The sequence below is a fragment of the Burkholderia cenocepacia genome (assembly GCF_900446215.1).
GTDB lineage: Bacteria > Pseudomonadota > Gammaproteobacteria > Burkholderiales > Burkholderiaceae > Burkholderia > Burkholderia cenocepacia.
In genome coordinates this window covers 779,895-795,536 of the sequence record NZ_UAQZ01000013.1, presented here as the reverse complement: position 1 = coordinate 795,536, position 15,642 = coordinate 779,895, and the positions used below count along the sequence as shown (strand labels likewise).

General features: G+C 69.2%; 12 protein-coding genes and 1 riboswitch. Of the genes, 11 read left to right on the top strand and 1 reads right to left on the bottom strand.

The window, feature by feature from the left end; genetic code table 11:
• The first annotated feature begins 20 nt into the window (after window positions 1-20).
• The 11 genes from DTA15_RS26245 to DTA15_RS26190 all read left to right on the top strand — a co-directional run bounded on the left by DTA15_RS26245 (window position 21) and on the right by DTA15_RS26190 (window position 14,878).
• Window positions 21-1,454: an aldehyde dehydrogenase family protein gene (locus DTA15_RS26245; RefSeq protein ID WP_006490987.1), complete on the top strand. Its 1,434-nt coding sequence runs from the start codon at window positions 21-23 to the stop codon at window positions 1,452-1,454.
• A 242-nt stretch (window positions 1,455-1,696) separates the two neighbouring features.
• Entirely contained in the window at window positions 1,697-3,280 is a 1,584-nt protein-coding gene (locus DTA15_RS26240; protein ID WP_006490983.1) for a Na+/H+ antiporter, read from the top strand.
• Window positions 3,281-3,754: 474 nt separating this feature from the next.
• Window positions 3,755-4,888, top strand: coding sequence for a hybrid sensor histidine kinase/response regulator (locus tag DTA15_RS26235; RefSeq protein WP_006490975.1), 1,134 nt, complete (start codon window positions 3,755-3,757; stop codon window positions 4,886-4,888).
• A gap of 124 nt (window positions 4,889-5,012) precedes the next feature.
• Window positions 5,013-6,689, top strand: coding sequence for a methyl-accepting chemotaxis protein (locus DTA15_RS26225; RefSeq protein WP_012493173.1), 1,677 nt, complete (start codon window positions 5,013-5,015; stop codon window positions 6,687-6,689).
• Window positions 6,686-7,207: a chemotaxis protein CheW gene (locus DTA15_RS26220; protein ID WP_006490979.1), complete on the top strand. Its 522-nt coding sequence runs from the start codon at window positions 6,686-6,688 to the stop codon at window positions 7,205-7,207. The genes DTA15_RS26225 and DTA15_RS26220 overlap by 4 nt, the downstream gene beginning before the upstream one ends.
• A complete protein-coding gene (locus DTA15_RS26215; protein WP_012493174.1) occupies window positions 7,204-8,625 on the top strand; it encodes a CheR family methyltransferase in 1,422 nt (473 codons plus the stop codon). The genes DTA15_RS26220 and DTA15_RS26215 overlap by 4 nt, the downstream gene beginning before the upstream one ends.
• A gap of 46 nt (window positions 8,626-8,671) precedes the next feature.
• On the top strand, window positions 8,672-9,379 hold the full coding sequence (locus DTA15_RS26210) for a chemotaxis protein CheW (protein ID WP_006487850.1): 708 nt from the start codon (window positions 8,672-8,674) through the stop codon (window positions 9,377-9,379).
• On the top strand, window positions 9,376-11,685 hold the full coding sequence (locus tag DTA15_RS26205) for a hybrid sensor histidine kinase/response regulator (RefSeq protein ID WP_006497326.1): 2,310 nt from the start codon (window positions 9,376-9,378) through the stop codon (window positions 11,683-11,685). The genes DTA15_RS26210 and DTA15_RS26205 overlap by 4 nt, the downstream gene beginning before the upstream one ends.
• Window positions 11,682-12,701 (top strand): chemotaxis response regulator protein-glutamate methylesterase, encoded by a 1,020-nt coding sequence (locus DTA15_RS26200; RefSeq protein WP_006487831.1) that lies wholly within the window; start codon window positions 11,682-11,684, stop codon window positions 12,699-12,701. Before DTA15_RS26205 ends, DTA15_RS26200 begins: the two co-directional genes overlap by 4 nt.
• A 79-nt stretch (window positions 12,702-12,780) precedes the next feature.
• A riboswitch (Fluoride riboswitch) is annotated at window positions 12,781-12,884 on the top strand.
• Window positions 12,885-12,963: 79 nt separating this feature from the next.
• On the top strand, window positions 12,964-14,205 hold the full coding sequence (locus tag DTA15_RS26195; protein WP_006487801.1) for a voltage-gated chloride channel family protein: 1,242 nt from the start codon (window positions 12,964-12,966) through the stop codon (window positions 14,203-14,205).
• Between the two features lie 88 nt (window positions 14,206-14,293).
• Entirely contained in the window at window positions 14,294-14,878 is a 585-nt protein-coding gene (locus DTA15_RS26190) for a hypothetical protein (RefSeq protein WP_006487829.1), read from the top strand.
• Between the two features lie 18 nt (window positions 14,879-14,896).
• Here DTA15_RS26190 and DTA15_RS26185 read toward each other — a convergent pair whose 3' ends face one another.
• Window positions 14,897-15,610, bottom strand: a complete 714-nt coding sequence (locus DTA15_RS26185) for a riboflavin synthase (protein ID WP_006487799.1) — start codon at window positions 15,608-15,610, stop codon at window positions 14,897-14,899.
• Window positions 15,611-15,642 lie beyond the last annotated feature (32 nt).

The window sequence follows — 15,642 nt, the reverse complement described above, 5'->3', positions numbered from 1 at the left end:
TCACAGGAAGGAGTCGTTCCATGTTGAAGGAAACCTACCCGTACTACCTCGCCAACGAAGCCGTCTACGCGAACACCGATCTGGAGGTGACCGACAAGTTCAGCGGCAAGGTCGCCACGCGCGTCGCGCTGGCCGACGCGAAGGCGATCGATGCGGCGATCGCCGCCGCCGTCGACGCCACGAAGCCGATGCGCGAGATGCCGGCCTACCGGCGGCAGGCCGTGCTGGATCATTGCGTCGCGCGCTTTCGCGAACGGTTCGACGAGCTGGCCGAGGCGTTGTGCATCGAGGCCGGCAAGCCGATCAACGATTCGAAGGGCGAAGTCACGCGGCTGATCGACACGTTCCGCGTCGCGTCCGAGGAATCGGTGCGCATCGACGGCGAGATCGTCAACCTCGAGATCTCCGCGCGTGCGCAGGGCTATACGGGCTACACGAAGCGCGTGCCGGTCGGCCCGTGCTCGTTCATCTCGCCGTTCAACTTCCCGCTGAACCTCGCCGCGCACAAGGTCGCGCCCGCGCTCGCGGCCGGCTGTCCGTTCGTGCTGAAGCCGGCGAGCCGCACGCCGATCGGCGCGCTGATCATCGGCGAGGTGCTCGCGGAGACCGACCTGCCGAAGGGCGCGTTCTCGGTGCTGCCCGCGCATCGCGACGGCGCCGACCTGTTCACGACCGACGAGCGCTTCAAGCTGCTGTCGTTTACCGGCTCGCCGGCCGTCGGCTGGGCGCTGAAGGAGAAGGCCGGCAAGAAGAAAGTCGTGCTGGAGCTCGGCGGCAACGCGGCCGCGATCGTCGATGCCGACCAGCGCGACCGGCTCGACTACGTGGTCGAGCGGCTCGCGTTCGGCGCGTACTACCAGTCGGGCCAGAGCTGCATCGGCGTGCAGCGGATCCTCGTGCATGCCGATCTTTACGACGCGCTGCGCGAGAAGCTGATCGCGAAGACGCGTTCGCTGAAGATGGGCGATCCGAAGGATCCGTCGACGTTCGTCGGCCCGATGATCTCGGAATCCGAGTCGCGCCGGCTGTCGGGCTGGATGGATGCGGCCGTCGCGGCAGGCGCGAAGATCGTCGCGGGCGGCAAGGTCGACGGCGCGATGTTCGAGGCGACGCTGCTGGAGAACGTCGGGCGCGAGCAGGACCTGTACCGCAAGGAGGCGTTCGGCCCGGTCGCGATCCTCGAGAAGTTCGACCGCTTCGACGACGCGCTCGCGCGCGTGAACGACAGCGACTTCGGGCTGCAGGCCGGTGTGTTCACCGATTCGCTCGCGCATGCGCACCGCGCATGGGACGAACTGGAGGTCGGCGGCGTCGTGATCAACGACGTGCCGTCGTTCCGCGTCGACAACATGCCGTACGGCGGCGTGAAGGATTCGGGCCTCGGCCGGGAAGGGATCCGCTACGCGATCGAGGACATGACCGAGCCGCGGCTGATGGTGGTGCGGCGCCGGTAACACGCGGCAGGCAGCGCGGCGCCGCGACGGCACGCGGGCGGGCGATCGGGCCGGCCTGCGTGTCGTTTTGCATGGCGGCGCGTGGAGCGGCACGGCGCCGCGCAGGTGCCCTGCATGTGCCGCGCCGCGGGCCGCCTGAAACAGGCTCGACTGCGGGCCTCGCCTCGTGATGTAATCGCGCGAAACTGCCGACCGGGGTACGACGCCGGAACGCGCGAATTCATTCTTCACGAGGTCGATTCATGTCCCCCGTCTCGGCATTCAAGCTGGTTCTGTTGTCATTCCTCGCGATCGTCGCGCTCGAATGCATCGCCAAGCGGCTGCGGCTGCCGCCCGCGGCCGCGCTGCTGATCGGCGGCATCGGCATCGCGTTCATTCCCGGCCTGCCGCCGATCAACCTCGATCCCGAGCTGGTGCTGCTGGTGTTCCTGCCGCCGCTGTTGATGGACGGCGCGTACTTCTCCGTGTGGGAAGAGTTCAAGCGCAACGTCGGCGGCATCCTGATGCTGGCGATCGGCGCGGTCGTGTTCACGACGTTCGCGGTCGGCTTCGCCGTGCACTGGGTGGTGCCGGCACTGCCGTGGGCCGCGTGTTTCGCGCTCGGCGCGATCGTGTCGCCGCCCGATGCGGTCGCGGCGAAAGCCGTGCTCGAACGCGTCGCGCTGCCGCGCCGGCTGATGGTGCTGCTCGAAGGCGAGAGCCTGCTGAACGACGCGGCCGGCCTCGTGCTGTTCCGCTTCGCGGTCGCGGCCGCGCTCACCGGCGCGTTCAGCCTCGAGCACGCGGTCGTGCGCTTTGCGGAGCTCGGGCTCGGCGGCGTGGTGGTCGGCTTCGTGGTCGGCAAGCTCGTCGTGTGGTTCCTGAAGCTGCTCGACGACGACTATCTCGTGATCACCGTCGCGGTGATCGCCGGCTGGATTTCTTACATCGCGGGCGAAATGGTCGAGGTGTCGGGCGTGATCGCGACCGTCACGACCGGCATGATCGTCGGCTGGCATCAGCACGAGGTATTCTCGGCGGCGGTGCGCACGCGTGGCACGGCATTCTGGCAGGTCATCGTGTTCCTGCTCGAGGCGATGGTGTTCGTGTTGATCGGACTGTCGCTGCGCGGTGCGATCCATCGGCTCGGCGGTTTCGAACAGGTGCTGGGCACGATGGTGCCGCCGGTGCTCGCGGTGCTGGCGGCGGTGATCGTGTCGCGCTTCGTGTGGATCTACGCGGTCGAGGCGCTGAAGTGGCCGGTGCGCGGCGTCGTACGGCGCGGCGAGGCACCCGACTGGAAGGCCGCGACGATCATGAGCTGGGCCGGCATGCGCGGCGTGGTGACGCTGGCGATCGCGCTGTCGCTGCCCGAGGCGCTGCCTGGCCGCGACGTGATCCTGGTCGCGTCGTTCGCGGTCATCCTCGTCACCGTGCTGCTGCAGGGCACGACGATCGGGCCGCTGATTCGGCTGCTGCGCCTGCCGCAGCGCGACGAGCGGGCCGCGCACCATCTGACCGAGCCGCAGACGTGGGCGTACGTCGAGGCCGCGCAGCTCGCGGCGATCCAGCCGCTCGTGCGCGACGAGAACGGCGTCGTGATCCATCCGCGCCTGCTCGAGCAATACACGTATCGCGCCGAGCTGACCGAACGCTCGAAGAACGAGCCCGCGTATCCGGCGGAAGTGCGCATGGCGCACTACGACGTGGTGCTGGCCGCGATCCGCGCCGGGCGTGCCGAACTGTTGCGCCTGCACCGGTCGGGGCGCATCCACGACGAGATGCTGCACGCGCTCGAACGCGACCTGGATCTGCAGGAAGTATCCGCGCAGCACGCGCGCGGCTAGGGCGCCCGGCTCGCGAATCGCACGGGCCGGCGCCCTGCCGGCCCTGACCCGCGCGCGGGGCGAGCCACCCCGTCGCGCGATTTTCCCCTCCCGCCTGCCGATTCGGAGTATCTGAATCCGGCCCTCAATATGACCGACCCCGAGCCTTGCAGCGCATGCAAACCTCATGGCGCCGGTCTCGCAAACGTTATCGTCTCTCGAATCCGGAAATGATCTGATTTAACTGTTTCCGTCTCTTTCTGCATATTTGGCAAAACTAAACCGGAAGGAGATAGATGCTGTGTTCTAATTTCATTTAGAATCAGCCGGTTATGTTTATTGAGAGAAAGAATGCGGAGGTAATGCGGTCGTCGACGGGGGAACAAGCGGCGTCCAAAGCCCCGCAAGGCAGTGCCGACAGGCCAAATCGGCGGAATCAGGCGGGTTTTTCAACTGCCAATATAAGATAGCGTCCAAGTCGGATAAACAACTCCTATGAAAGAATCGATTGGAGATTCGGCGTTTGAAACTGTATTTATGAAAGAATCGAGCAGTGATAATGCCTCGGATTACCTCGAATCGGGGTTATCGGTCCTCCTGGTCGACGACCAGCCGTTCGTCGGCGAGGTGATCCGCCGCGCGTTGCGCAGCGAGCACGACATCGACCTGCACGTGTGCACCGACGCACACCGGGCGATGGCGGTCGCGCGCGACGTGAAGCCGACGGTCATCCTGCAGGATCTCGTGATGCCGGAGATCGACGGCCTCGATCTCGTGCGCGCGTGGCGCGCCGACGCCGGCACCGCCCGCGTGCCGATCATCGTGCTGTCCGCGAAGGAGGAGCCGATCGTCAAGCGCGAGGCGTTCATCGCCGGCGCGAACGACTATCTGGTGAAGCTCCCCGACGCGATGGAGCTGACCGCGCGCATCCGCTATCACTCGAATTCTTACCTGATGTCGCGGCAGCGCGACGAGGCGCTCGATTTCCTGTCGCACGACATGCGTTCGCCGCAGACGTCGATCCTCGCGCTGCTCGACGTCTACCGGACCGAACACGGCGACATGCCGGCGATCATGGAGCGCATCGCCGGCCATGCGCGGCGCGCGCTCGCGCTCGCCGACGGTTTCATCCATCTGACCCGCGCGCAGTCGGAGCGCCGCGCGCACGAGGTCGTGAGTCTCAACGAAATCGTGCTCGACGCCGTCGACCAGCTGTGGGAGAAGGCGGCCGGGCTCGGCTGCCGGGTGATCGCGCACGTGCCCGATACCGAGTGCGTGACGATGGGCGACCGCATGATGCTGACGCGCGCGGTCGCGAACCTGGTCGACAACGGGCTGAAATACGGGCCGGCCGGGATGGACGTACATTGCACGCTGGGCGGCGAGGACGGCGCCTGGCTGATCGGCGTCGAGGACGCCGGCGCGGGCATCGCGCCGGAACAGCGCACGGCCGCGACCGAGTCGTTCGTGCAGCTCGAATCCGCGCACGGCGCGGCGCGCGGCGGCTTCGGCCTCGGGCTCGCGTTCGTCCGCGCGACGGCGGCGCGGCATCGCGGCCAGATCCTGATGCGCAATACGGCGCGCGGCTTCATGGTCGCGCTTCGGCTGCCGGCGCAAGCGGAGCGGTGATTTCGCGGCGCGGCCTGCCGGCGCCGCGCCGCTCGCGAGACCCCGATGCGCTCGTGGCGCGCCACCCGGCGCGCATGCGGACGCGGATTTTTTCAACGCTGAATTTAGAAAGCCCATAACGAACATGGCCACCGTGACGCCCCGCGCGACCAATGAAAGCCTGCATCCGACCATCGGCGCTGGCCGGCTGACGCTCGGCAATCGCATCCTGCTCAGCTTCGGCGTGCTGTTCGTGCTGATGCTGGTGACCGCCGGCGTGTCGTACGAGCGACTGCGCGCGATCAACGCCGAAGCCATCAGCATCGAGCGCGACTCGCTGCCCGGCGTCTACCTCGCGTCGACGCTGCGCGGCTCGGTCAACGAATCGTTCACGCTGCTGCAGCAGGCGACCTTCGTCGATACCGAACCCGAAACCGTGCAGCGCGATCTCGCGAAGATCCCCGATGTGCTGAAGGACATCGAGTCGCTGTCGGTGGACTACCAGAACACGACGTTCCGCGACGACGACCGGCAGCGCTTCGTGGCGTTCCGCGGCGCCTACGATCATTACGCGCCGCTGCTGAACGAAGCGGTGCAGAAGGGCCGCGTGTCGCACGAGGAAGCGGTCGCCGCGTACGCGAAAGTGCTGCCCGCGTGGACCGAGGTCGTGCGCAACGCGAACGTGCTGGTGCAGGAGAACCGCAAGTTCGCCGAGCAATCCGCGAAGCTGATCCGCGAATCGGTGCAGGACACCGAGATCGTGCTCGCGACCGCGCTGGCGTTCGTGCTGCTGTCCGCGCTCGGGCTCGGGTACGTGCTGTACCGTTCGGTCACCGTGCCGATGGCGCGGCTCGTCGAGGTGCACGACGTGATGCGTACCGGCAACCTGACGCGTCGCCTCGATCTGCGCCGTCGCGACGAATTCGGCACGCTCGAGACGGGCTTCAACCGGATGGCCGACGAGCTGACCGAGCTGGTCTCGCGCGCGCAGCAGTCGTCGCTGCAGGTGACGACGTCGGTGGCCGAGATCGCCGCGACGTCGCGCGAGCAGCAGGCGACCGCGAACGAGACCGCAGCGACGACGACCGAGATCGGCGCGACCTCGCGCGAGATCTTCGCGACGTCGCGCGACCTGCTGCGCACGATGAACGAGGTGGCCGGCGTGGCCGAGCAGTCGGCGACGCTCGCGGGCGTGAGCCAGAGCGGACTCACGCGGATGGGCGAGACGATGCGCAGCGTGATGGATGCGGCCGGCTCGGTGAACGCGAAGCTCGCGATCCTCAACGAGAAGGCGCTGAACATCAACCAGGTGGTCGCGACCATCACCAAGGTGGCCGACCAGACCAACCTGCTGTCGCTGAACGCGGCGATCGAGGCCGAGAAGGCCGGCGAGTACGGCCGCGGCTTCGCGGTCGTCGCGACCGAGATCCGCCGCCTGGCCGACCAGACGGCCGTCGCGACCTACGACATCGAGCAGACGGTCAAGGAAATCCAGTCGGCCGTGTCGGCGGGCGTGATGGGGATGGACAAGTTCTCCGAGGAAGTGCGCCGCGGGATGCTCGACGTGCAGCAGGTCGGCGGGCAGCTGTCGCAGATCATCGCCGAGGTGCAGACGCTCGCGCCGCGCTTCCAGATGGTCAACGAAGGGATGCAGACGCAGGCGAACGGCGCCGAGCAGATCACGCAGGCGCTGTCGCAACTGTCGGAGGCCGCGCAGCAGACGGCCGAATCGCTGCGCCAGTCGTCGCAGGCGATCGACGACCTGACGCTCGTCGCGAACCAGCTGCGCACCAGCGTGTCGCGCTTCAAGGTCGACGCGTGACGCGCGCCGATCCGCAGAACGGCGCGCATGCGCTGTTCCTGATGTTCGAGCTCGACGGCGAGCGCTATGCGCTCGACGCGGCCGGCATCGACGAGGTGCTGCCGCTCGCCGTCATGAAGGCGGTGCCCGGCGCGCCGGACTGGATCGCCGGGCTGCTGATGCGCGGCGGGCAGCCGGTGCCGGTGATCGACCTGCCGATGCTGGCGCTCGGGCGGCGCGCGCAGGCGCTGCGCTCGACGCGGCTCGTGATGGTCCGCTGTCGCGCGAGTCACGCCGGCCACGCCGACGGCGAACGCACGATCGGCCTGATCGTCGAGCGCGCGACGCAGACGATGCGGATTGACCGCGCGGCGTTCCGCGTGAGCGGCATCGCGACCGCGCGCACGCGCTGGCTCGGGCGGGTCGCGAACACGCCCGACGGCGTCGTGCAGCAGGTGTCGGTGTCCGACCTGATCGACGACGTCGCACGCCTGTCTCTGTTCGACGGCCTGCCGGGCCACGGGGAGGAGTCCGCATGAACGTGTCCGAATCGCGATTTCGCGGCTGGTTGCTGCGCGAGACCGGCATCGACCCCGATTCGCTCGGCAACGATTTCCTGATGCGCGCGCTGACCGATCGCATCCATGCGTGGCAGGCGGACGGCGAGCGCGTGCCGTCGGCCGCGCGGCCGCCCGTGACGCCGGAAGCGCTCGACGCGTACTGGCAGCAGCTCAACGCGTCGGCCGACGAACGGCGCGCGCTGATCGAGCTGTTCGTCGTCCCGGAAACGTGGTTCTTTCGCGACCGCGAGGCGTTCGCGACGCTTGCGCGGCTGGCCGCCGAACGGCTCGCCGCGATGCCTGGCCGCGTGATCCGCGTGCTGAGCGCGCCGTGCTCGACGGGCGAGGAGCCGTATTCGGCGGCGATGGCGCTGCTGGATGCGGGGCTCGAACCGGCCAGCTTCGCGATCGACGCGATCGACCTCAGCCCGCGCGCGATCGAGCAGGCGCGGCTCGGCTGTTACGGGCGCAATGCGTTCCGCGGGACGGCGACGGAGTTTCGTACGCGCTACTTCACGCCGACCCGCGACGGCTGGCTGCTCGACGAGCGCGTGCGGGCGTGCGTGCAGTTCAGTCACGCGAACCTCGTCGAACCGCTGGCCGATACCGGCATTCGCTACGACTTCGTGTTCTGTCGCAACGTGCTGATCTATTTCGACCGCGACGCGCAGGATCGCGTGATCCGCTCGCTCGACGAGCGTCTTGCCGACGACGGCGTGCTGTTCGTCGGGCCGGCGGAGACGGGTGTCGCGATGCGGCACGGAATGCGCTCGGCGCGGGTGCCGCTCGCGTTCGCGTTTCATCGCGAGCCGGCCGGCGCGGCGGCCGAGGCTGGCGCGGCGCGACCGGTCGCGCCGCTGTCCGCGGCGGCGCCGTATCGGGGCGCGGAGCGCTTCACGATCGCACCGCTCGCCGCGCCGCGCCCGGTGGTGGCCGTCGCGCCGCCCGCCTGGCTCGGCGACGTGCGTCAGCCGTTCGCGGCGGTGCCGCCGCCGGTCGTGCCGGCGGCCGCGATCGACGCCCGGGCCGACCTCGCGCTGGCAACCGCCGGGACGGCCGCCCCGGCCAACGACGGCATCGCGGCGGCGCTCGACGATGCTCCGACGCTGGAGGATGCGCAGGCGCTGGCGAACGCGGGCGCGTTCGACGAGGCCGAGCGTGTGCTCGCGCAGTTCTCGGCGCGCGTCGGCCCGCATGCCGATGCGTTTTATCTGAACGGACTGATCGCGGATGCGCGCGGGCGCGCCGCGGAAGCCGGCGACTTCTATCGCAAGGCGCTGTACCTGCGCCCCACGCATCACGAGGCGCTGACGCATCTCGCGACGCTGCTCGACGTCGGCGGCGATCGTGCGGGCGCGCAATGGCTGCTCGAACGCGCCCGGCGTTCGGCCGGCTGACACGATGACGGAAACGGGATCGACACCGCGATGACCAGAGGAATTCATGAACCGCGACGCCGCTGCCACTGACGACGCGACGCTCGACGTCGACGATTGCTGGAACCGGATCGGTACGCGCGGCGACCGCTCGTGCGAGCGGCTGAACGACTGCCTGCGCTGCCTGAACTGCCCGGTCTACGCGTCGCACGCGGCGAAGCTGCTCGAGCGTCCGCTCGACGTGGCCGAGATGACCGACGTCACGCGCCGGATGAGCGCGTTCGGCACCGCGCAAGCGGGCGACGACGACGGCGATACGCGCCATGCGGCGCTCGCGTTCCGGGTGGCCGACGAATGGCTCGCGCTGCCGATCGGCGTGCTGCGCGAGATCGCCGGCACGCGTCCGATCCATTCCTTGCCGCATCGCCGCAATTCGGCCGTGCGCGGGGTGGTCAACATCCGCGGCACGCTGCGCATCGCGATCTCGATCGGCGCGCTGCTCGGCCTCGATGCCGGCAAGGCGGGCAGCGGCAGCGACGACGGCCGGTTCACGCGGCTGCTGGTGGCCGCGCACCAGGGCGAACCGGTCGTGTTTCCGGTCGACGAAGTCGAGGGCGTGCTGCGCTTCGGCGCGTCCGACTGGGTGCCGGTGCCCGCGACGGTCGGGCGCGCGAGCGCCGGCCTGTCGCGCGGCGTGCTGGCGTGGCGCGGCAAGTCGGTGGGGCTGCTCGACGACGATCGTCTGTTCGACGCCGTGACACGGAGCATGCGATGAGCGGCGATGACGACCTGAGCCACCTGTCGCTGCTCGAGCTGTATCGCGAGGAGACGCGCACGCAGACCCAGGCGCTGTCGGAGCGGCTGCTCGCGCTCGAATCGGGCGAGCCCGATTCCGTCGCGCTGGAAGCATGCATGCGCGCCGCGCATTCGCTGAAGGGCGCCGCGCGGATCGTCGGCGTGCCGCTCGGCGTCGACATCGCCGGGCGGATGGAAGAATGCTTCGTCGCCGCGCAGGCCGGCACGATCGCGCTGACGGCCACGCACGTCGACGTGCTGCTGGCCGGCGTCGACCTGCTGGTGCGCGTCGGCGATCCGCAAGGGCCGCCCGTATCGCAGACCGAGATCGACGTGTTCGCGGCGGCGCTGACGGGCGCCGACGGCGCGCAGACGATGCAGGCGCCGGCCGCCGTGCCGCCGCCGATACCGCCGTCGGTCGTGCCGTATCGCGATCACGACGGCGCCGCCAACGAGCCGGTCGGCGCGAGTGCCGCGGTGCCGCCGCTCGCCGTGTCGGGCACGGTGCCCGATCCGGCCCAGGCCGGCCGCGTGGCGGGCGCCGGCGCGATGCGCCGCGTGCGCGCCGATACGCTGAACCGGCTGCTGAGCCTGTCCGGCGAATCGCTGGTCGAATCGCGCTGGCTGAAGCCGTTCGCCGAATCGATGCTGCGCGTGAAGCGTGCGCAGCGCGACGCGGCCCGTTCGCTCGACCTGATGTACGAGCAGTTCGCCGACGATCTCGACGCCGGCATGCTCGCGTCGATGAACGAAGTGCGGCACATGCTCAACGACCTGCAGCGCTCGCTCGCCGAGCGCATGGACGAATTCGACCGCTTCGAGCGGCGCAGCACGCATATCGCCGAGCAGCTGTACGACGAGGCGCTGCAGTGCCGGATGCGCCCGTTCGGCGACGCGACCCGCGCGTATCCGCGCATCGTGCGCGATCTCGCGCGCTCGCTCGGCAAGCAGGTGCGTTTCTCGATCGTCGGCGAAGGCACGCAGGTCGATCGCGACATCCTCGACCTGCTCGACGCGCCGCTCGGCCATCTGCTGCGCAACGCGATCGACCACGGCGTCGATTCGCCCGACGCGCGCCACGCGCGCGGCAAGCCGGCCGAGGCGAGCGTCACGCTCGAGGCGCGTCACAGCGCCGGCTCGCTGCTCGTCAGCGTGATCGACGACGGGCCGGGCGTCGACATGGACGCGCTGCGCGCGGCCGTCGTGCGCCAGCGCCTGACCGACGACGAGACGGCCGCGCGGCTGTCCGATCCCGAACTGCTCGAATTCCTGCTGCTGCCGGGCTTCTCGATGCGCGACGCGGTGACCGACGTGTCGGGGCGCGGCGTCGGCCTCGACGCGGTGCAGGAGATGGTGCGCGGCGTGCGCGGCGCGGTGCGGATCTTCAACGAGCCGGGCGCCGGCATGCGCTTCGTGCTGCAGTTGCCGCTCACGCTGTCGGTGATCCGCAGCCTGCTCGTCGAGGTCGGCGGCGAGCCGTATGCGTTCCCGCTCGCGCACGTGCGCCGCACGCTCGAACTCGCGCACGACGACATCGACGTGCTCGAAGGGCAGCCGCATTTTCCGTTCGACGGCCGGCGCGCGGGCCTCGTCGCCGCGCACCAGCTGCTCGACGCGGGCGAGCCCGACGTGGCGCGCGCCAGCACGGCGGTCGTGGTCGTCGGCGGCGAACCCGAGCTGTACGGCGTCGCGGTCGACCGCTTCCTCGGCGAGCGGATGCTCGTCGTGCAGCCGCTCGACAGCCGCCTGCACAAGATCCAGAACATCGCGGCCGGCGCGCTGCTCGAGAACGGCGACCCGGTGCTGATCGTCGACGTCGAGGACCTGATCCGCTCGGTCGACAAGCTCGTGCGCGGCGGCCAGCTCGCGCGGCTCACGCGCGATCCGCAACTCGCGCTCGCCGACCGGCGCCGTCGCGTGCTCGTCGTCGACGATTCGCTGACGGTGCGCGAGCTCGAACGCAAGCTGCTGGAAAAGCGCGGCTACGACGTGACGGTCGCGGTCGACGGGATGGAAGGGTGGAACGCGGTGCGCAGCGATGCGTTCGATCTCGTCGTGACCGACGTCGACATGCCGCGCATGGACGGCATCGAACTCGTCACGCTGATCAAGAGCGACCCGATGCTCAAGCGCGTGCCGGTGATGATCGTGTCGTACAAGGATCGCGACGAGGATCGCCGGCGCGGGCTCGATGCCGGCGCCGATTACTACCTCGCGAAGAGCAGCTTCCACGACGAGGCGCTGCTCGATGCCGTGCACGACCTGATCGGAGATGCGCGCGGATGAACATCGGCATCGTCAACGACCTGCCGCTGGCCGTGGAGGCGCTGCGCCGCGTGATCGCGCTGCGTGCGGACCATCGCGTGCTGTGGGTCGCGACCGATGGCGACGAGGCGGTGGATTTCTGCGTCGCGCATCCGCCCGACGTCGTGCTGATGGATCTCGTGATGCCGAAAGTCGACGGCGTCGCCGCGACGCGCCGGATCATGGCGCGCGCGCCATGCGCGATCCTGATCGTGACGGCGAGCGTCAGCGCGAACACGTCGTCGGTGTACGAGGCGATGGGCGCCGGCGCGCTCGATGCGGTCGACACGCCGACGCTCGCGCTCGGCCTGTCGACCGACGCATCGCCGCAGGCGCTGCTCGCGAAGATCGACCAGATCGGCCGGCTGCTCGAAAGCCGCTCCGTGGCGCTCGTGCCGCCGGGGCCGGCGCCCACGCGCGGACAGCCGACGCTCGTCGCGATCGGTGCGTCGGCGGGCGGGCCGACCGCGCTCACCGCGCTGCTGCGCGCGTTGCCGGCCGATTTCCCGGCCGCGATCGTGATCGTCCAGCACGTCGACCAGGCATTCGCGTACGGCATGGCCGAATGGCTCGACGGCTATACGCGGCTGCCGGTGCGCGTCGCGCGGCAGGGCAGCGTGCCCGAGGCCGGCGCGGTGCTGCTCGCGGCGACCAACGACCATCTGACGCTGTCGCCGCGCGGCGTGCTCGGCTATACGCGGCATCCGGCCGAAACGCCGTACCGGCCGTCGATCGACGTGTTCTTCAACAGCGTCGCGGACGGCTGGCAGAGCGATGCGCTCGGCGTGCTGCTGACCGGCATGGGGCGCGACGGCGCGCTCGGCCTGAAGGCGATGCGGGCGAAGGGCTGCTACACGATCGCGCAGGACGAAGCGACCAGCGCCGTGTACGGGATGCCGAAGGCGGCGGCGGCGATCGGCGCGGCGTCGGCGATCCTGCCGCTCGAACAGATCGCGCCCCAGTTGATCGCGCGGATCGCGCTCGCGCCGCGCGACTGACCGCGCGCCGGGCACGCGCTGTCGCTGCGTGGCGGCGCGGCGCCTGCATTGCGTGCGTGGCGCGGCGTCGCGTACAATGGCGGCCTGCGGAGATGGCATGCCTCCCTGCGGTCGTTGCCGGCGCGTAGCGCGCGGTGCGGCCCTCAACCGCCGGTTTGCCCGGCTGATGATGCCTGCGTGTTCCTGGGTCGTCAGGAGGTCGCAGGCCGTCCACGCGGTATTCTGCCGCCCAGGTTTTGATGTTCCGTCGAATCTGGAAATCATGTTTTTCACGACTTCTGCCGATCTGTTCGCGACCGTGCGCTATGTGTGCCGCTGGCTCGCGCTTTCAGCCCTGCTTGGCGCGCTGGCCGGCACGGCTTCCGCGCTGTTCCTGATCGCGCTCGACTGGGCGACCGGTACGCGCGTCGCGCATCCCTGGCTGCTGTGGGGGCTGCCGGCCGCCGGTTTCGCCACCGGCTGGGTCTACCATCGATTCGGCCAGTCGGTCGCGCGCGGCAACAACCTGCTGATCGACGAGATTCACGACCCGAAGGCGCTCGTGCCGAAGCGGATGGCGCCGCTCGTGCTGGTCGCGACCGTCGTCACGCACCTGTTCGGCGGCTCGGCCGGCCGCGAGGGCACGGCCGTGCAGATGGGCGGCGCGCTCGCCGATCGCGTCACGCACGTGTTCCGTCTCGATCGCGAACATCGCCGCGTGCTGCTGATGGGCGGCATCGCGGCCGGCTTCGCGTCGGTGTTCGGCACGCCGCTCGCGGGCGCGGTATTCGGGCTCGAGGTGCTCGCGATCGGGCGCGTGCGGTACGACGCGCTGCTGACCTGCGTCGCGTCGGCGATCGTCGCGGACGTCGTGTGCCGCGCGTGGGGTGTCCATCACACGGCCTATGCGATTCCGTTCGTGCCGGCCGTATCGGCGACCGGGCTGGCCGTGACGGTCGTCGCGGGCATCGCGTTCGGCGTGGTCGGGCGGCTGTTCGCGTTTGCGACGCATGCGCTGACCGCGTGGTTTCGCCGCGTGATCCGCTATGCGCCGCTGCAGCCCGTGCTCGGCGGCCTGATGGTCGCCGTGGCCGCGACCGTGTTGAACGTGCCGCAGTATCTCGGCCTCGGCATCCCGACGATCGAGGCCGCGTTCCACGGCCCGCTGCCGCTTTACGATTTCGCGGGCAAGTTCGCGTTCACCGTCGTCACGCTCGCGTCGGGGTTCAAGGGCGGCGAGGTGACGCCGCTGTTCTACATCGGCGCGACGCTCGGCAATGCGCTCGGCCAGGTGCTGGCGCTGCCGGCGCCCGTGCTCGCGGGGCTCGGCTTCGTCGCGGTGTTCGCGGGTGCGGCGAACACGCCGATCGCGTCGACGATCATGGCGATCGAACTGTTCGGCGCGGATATCGGCGTGTATGCGATCGTCGCCTGTGTCGTCGCGTATCTGTTTTCGGGACACGCGGGGATCTATCGTGCACAGCGTGTGGCGGTGGGGAAGGGCGCGCAGGTGGAGGCGGAGTGACGCAGGGTGGCAGCCGCGGTGCGAAGTCGTTCGAGCGCGGCGGCTCCGTGCGATATCCGGAGTACAAGAACCGACTGACGGACGCTCAATGACACTGGAAGACATTCTGACCGAAGCGAAGCGCCTCGCCAGGCCGTGCCACGCGTACCGCTTCGCGGCCGACGGCGAACCCGTCACCGGCTACTGGCATGGGATCGACGCCGGCGCGTCGTGCATCTCTGTGGAGCGCGACGGCGCCTGGCTGAACGTGTATCTCGACGAAAGCGGTACGGGCGGCCGCGTGGAGACTTCCACGCAACCTGTCCGCTCGGATCACCCGCTGTGCCGATCCGGTGCAACGTCGCTTCCGCCCGTCGATGCGGTGTTCCGCTTCGGCTCGGCCGCGATCGACGCGTACCTCGACGCACACGGCTGGCAGCGCGACTGGGGATTCAACGACAACTTCAAGGGCGCGGCCGCGCACGACTACGCGCGTGAATGGATGGCGCAATGCCCGCTCTACACGGGCGGGGTGGTGGCCGTCACGGGCGGATGGAACATGCCGTGGCCCGACGACGACTGGCATGAACTGACGGACCTCGATCTCGTCCTCTGGACATTCGAGGAGTCGGAGCCGTGGATCGAGGTGTTTTCCGACGGCGCCCGGTTCACGGTGATCCAGCGGATCACCTAGCACGATGGAAATTCGCCGTTACTGCTTCGGCAGCCGCGCGACGTTGCGCGCCAGCAATTCCTCGATATCGATGCCTTTTTCCGCCAGCAGCGCGGTGACGACGCCGTTCAATTCGCCGAGCGTCTCCTTGACCGATTCCCGGATCGTATCCACGACGACCTGGGTGCTGCGTTCGATCTCGATGTTGACCTTGTCGTTGACGCCCTTCGCATCGAACGTGGTCGCGCGGCGCGTTTCGGGAATCAGCCAGACCTCGAACCAGCCTTCGTCGCGATTGACGTCCGACACGGTGAGGCTGCAGCCGTTGATCGCGATGTAGCCCTTCGCGAACACATAGCGCTTGAACTCGGCCGGCACGCCGATGCGGATCATCCGGTTGTGCTCGGACGATGCGATGTGCACGATGGTCCCCGTGAAATCGACGTGACCGGACAGCGGATGCCCGCCGATCTCCGCGCCGTCCTTCGCGGCCCGCTCGACGTTGACGCGCGCGCCGGTCGTGAGGTCGGCCAGCGTGGTGATCCGCAGGCTCGGCAGCATCACGTCGAAGTCGATCAGCACCGGCGAATGGATGGTCGTCACCGTCAGGCACACGCCGTCGACCGACACGCTCGCACCGATCTCGATATCGTCGGTGAACCGCTCGGGGAATGCGATGCTGAACGTCCTCAGCTCGCCGTGATCCTTGACGGCGTTGATGGTGCCAACACCCTGAACAATGCCTGTAAACATGGTCTGCCTTTCGTCGCGAATTGCCTGGCCGA

Bases quoted from the DNA above. Each gene is read 5' to 3' on its own strand.
- DTA15_RS26225 (WP_012493173.1), top strand. From the start codon at position 5,013: ATGGCCACCGTGACGCCCCGCGCGACCAATGAAAGCCTGCATCCGACC.
- DTA15_RS26205 (WP_006497326.1), top strand. From the start codon at position 9,376: ATGAGCGGCGATGACGACCTGAGCCACCTGTCGCTGCTCGAGCTGTAT.
- DTA15_RS26200 (WP_006487831.1), top strand. From the start codon at position 11,682: ATGAACATCGGCATCGTCAACGACCTGCCGCTGGCCGTGGAGGCGCTG.
- DTA15_RS26235 (WP_006490975.1), top strand. From the start codon at position 3,755: ATGAAAGAATCGATTGGAGATTCGGCGTTTGAAACTGTATTTATGAAA.
- DTA15_RS26195 (WP_006487801.1), top strand. From the start codon at position 12,964: ATGTTTTTCACGACTTCTGCCGATCTGTTCGCGACCGTGCGCTATGTG.
- DTA15_RS26185 (WP_006487799.1), bottom strand. From the start codon at position 15,610: ATGTTTACAGGCATTGTTCAGGGTGTTGGCACCATCAACGCCGTCAAG.
- DTA15_RS26240 (WP_006490983.1), top strand. From the start codon at position 1,697: ATGTCCCCCGTCTCGGCATTCAAGCTGGTTCTGTTGTCATTCCTCGCG.
- DTA15_RS26190 (WP_006487829.1), top strand. From the start codon at position 14,294: ATGACACTGGAAGACATTCTGACCGAAGCGAAGCGCCTCGCCAGGCCG.
- DTA15_RS26245 (WP_006490987.1), top strand. From the start codon at position 21: ATGTTGAAGGAAACCTACCCGTACTACCTCGCCAACGAAGCCGTCTAC.
- DTA15_RS26215 (WP_012493174.1), top strand. From the start codon at position 7,204: ATGAACGTGTCCGAATCGCGATTTCGCGGCTGGTTGCTGCGCGAGACC.
- DTA15_RS26210 (WP_006487850.1), top strand. From the start codon at position 8,672: ATGAACCGCGACGCCGCTGCCACTGACGACGCGACGCTCGACGTCGAC.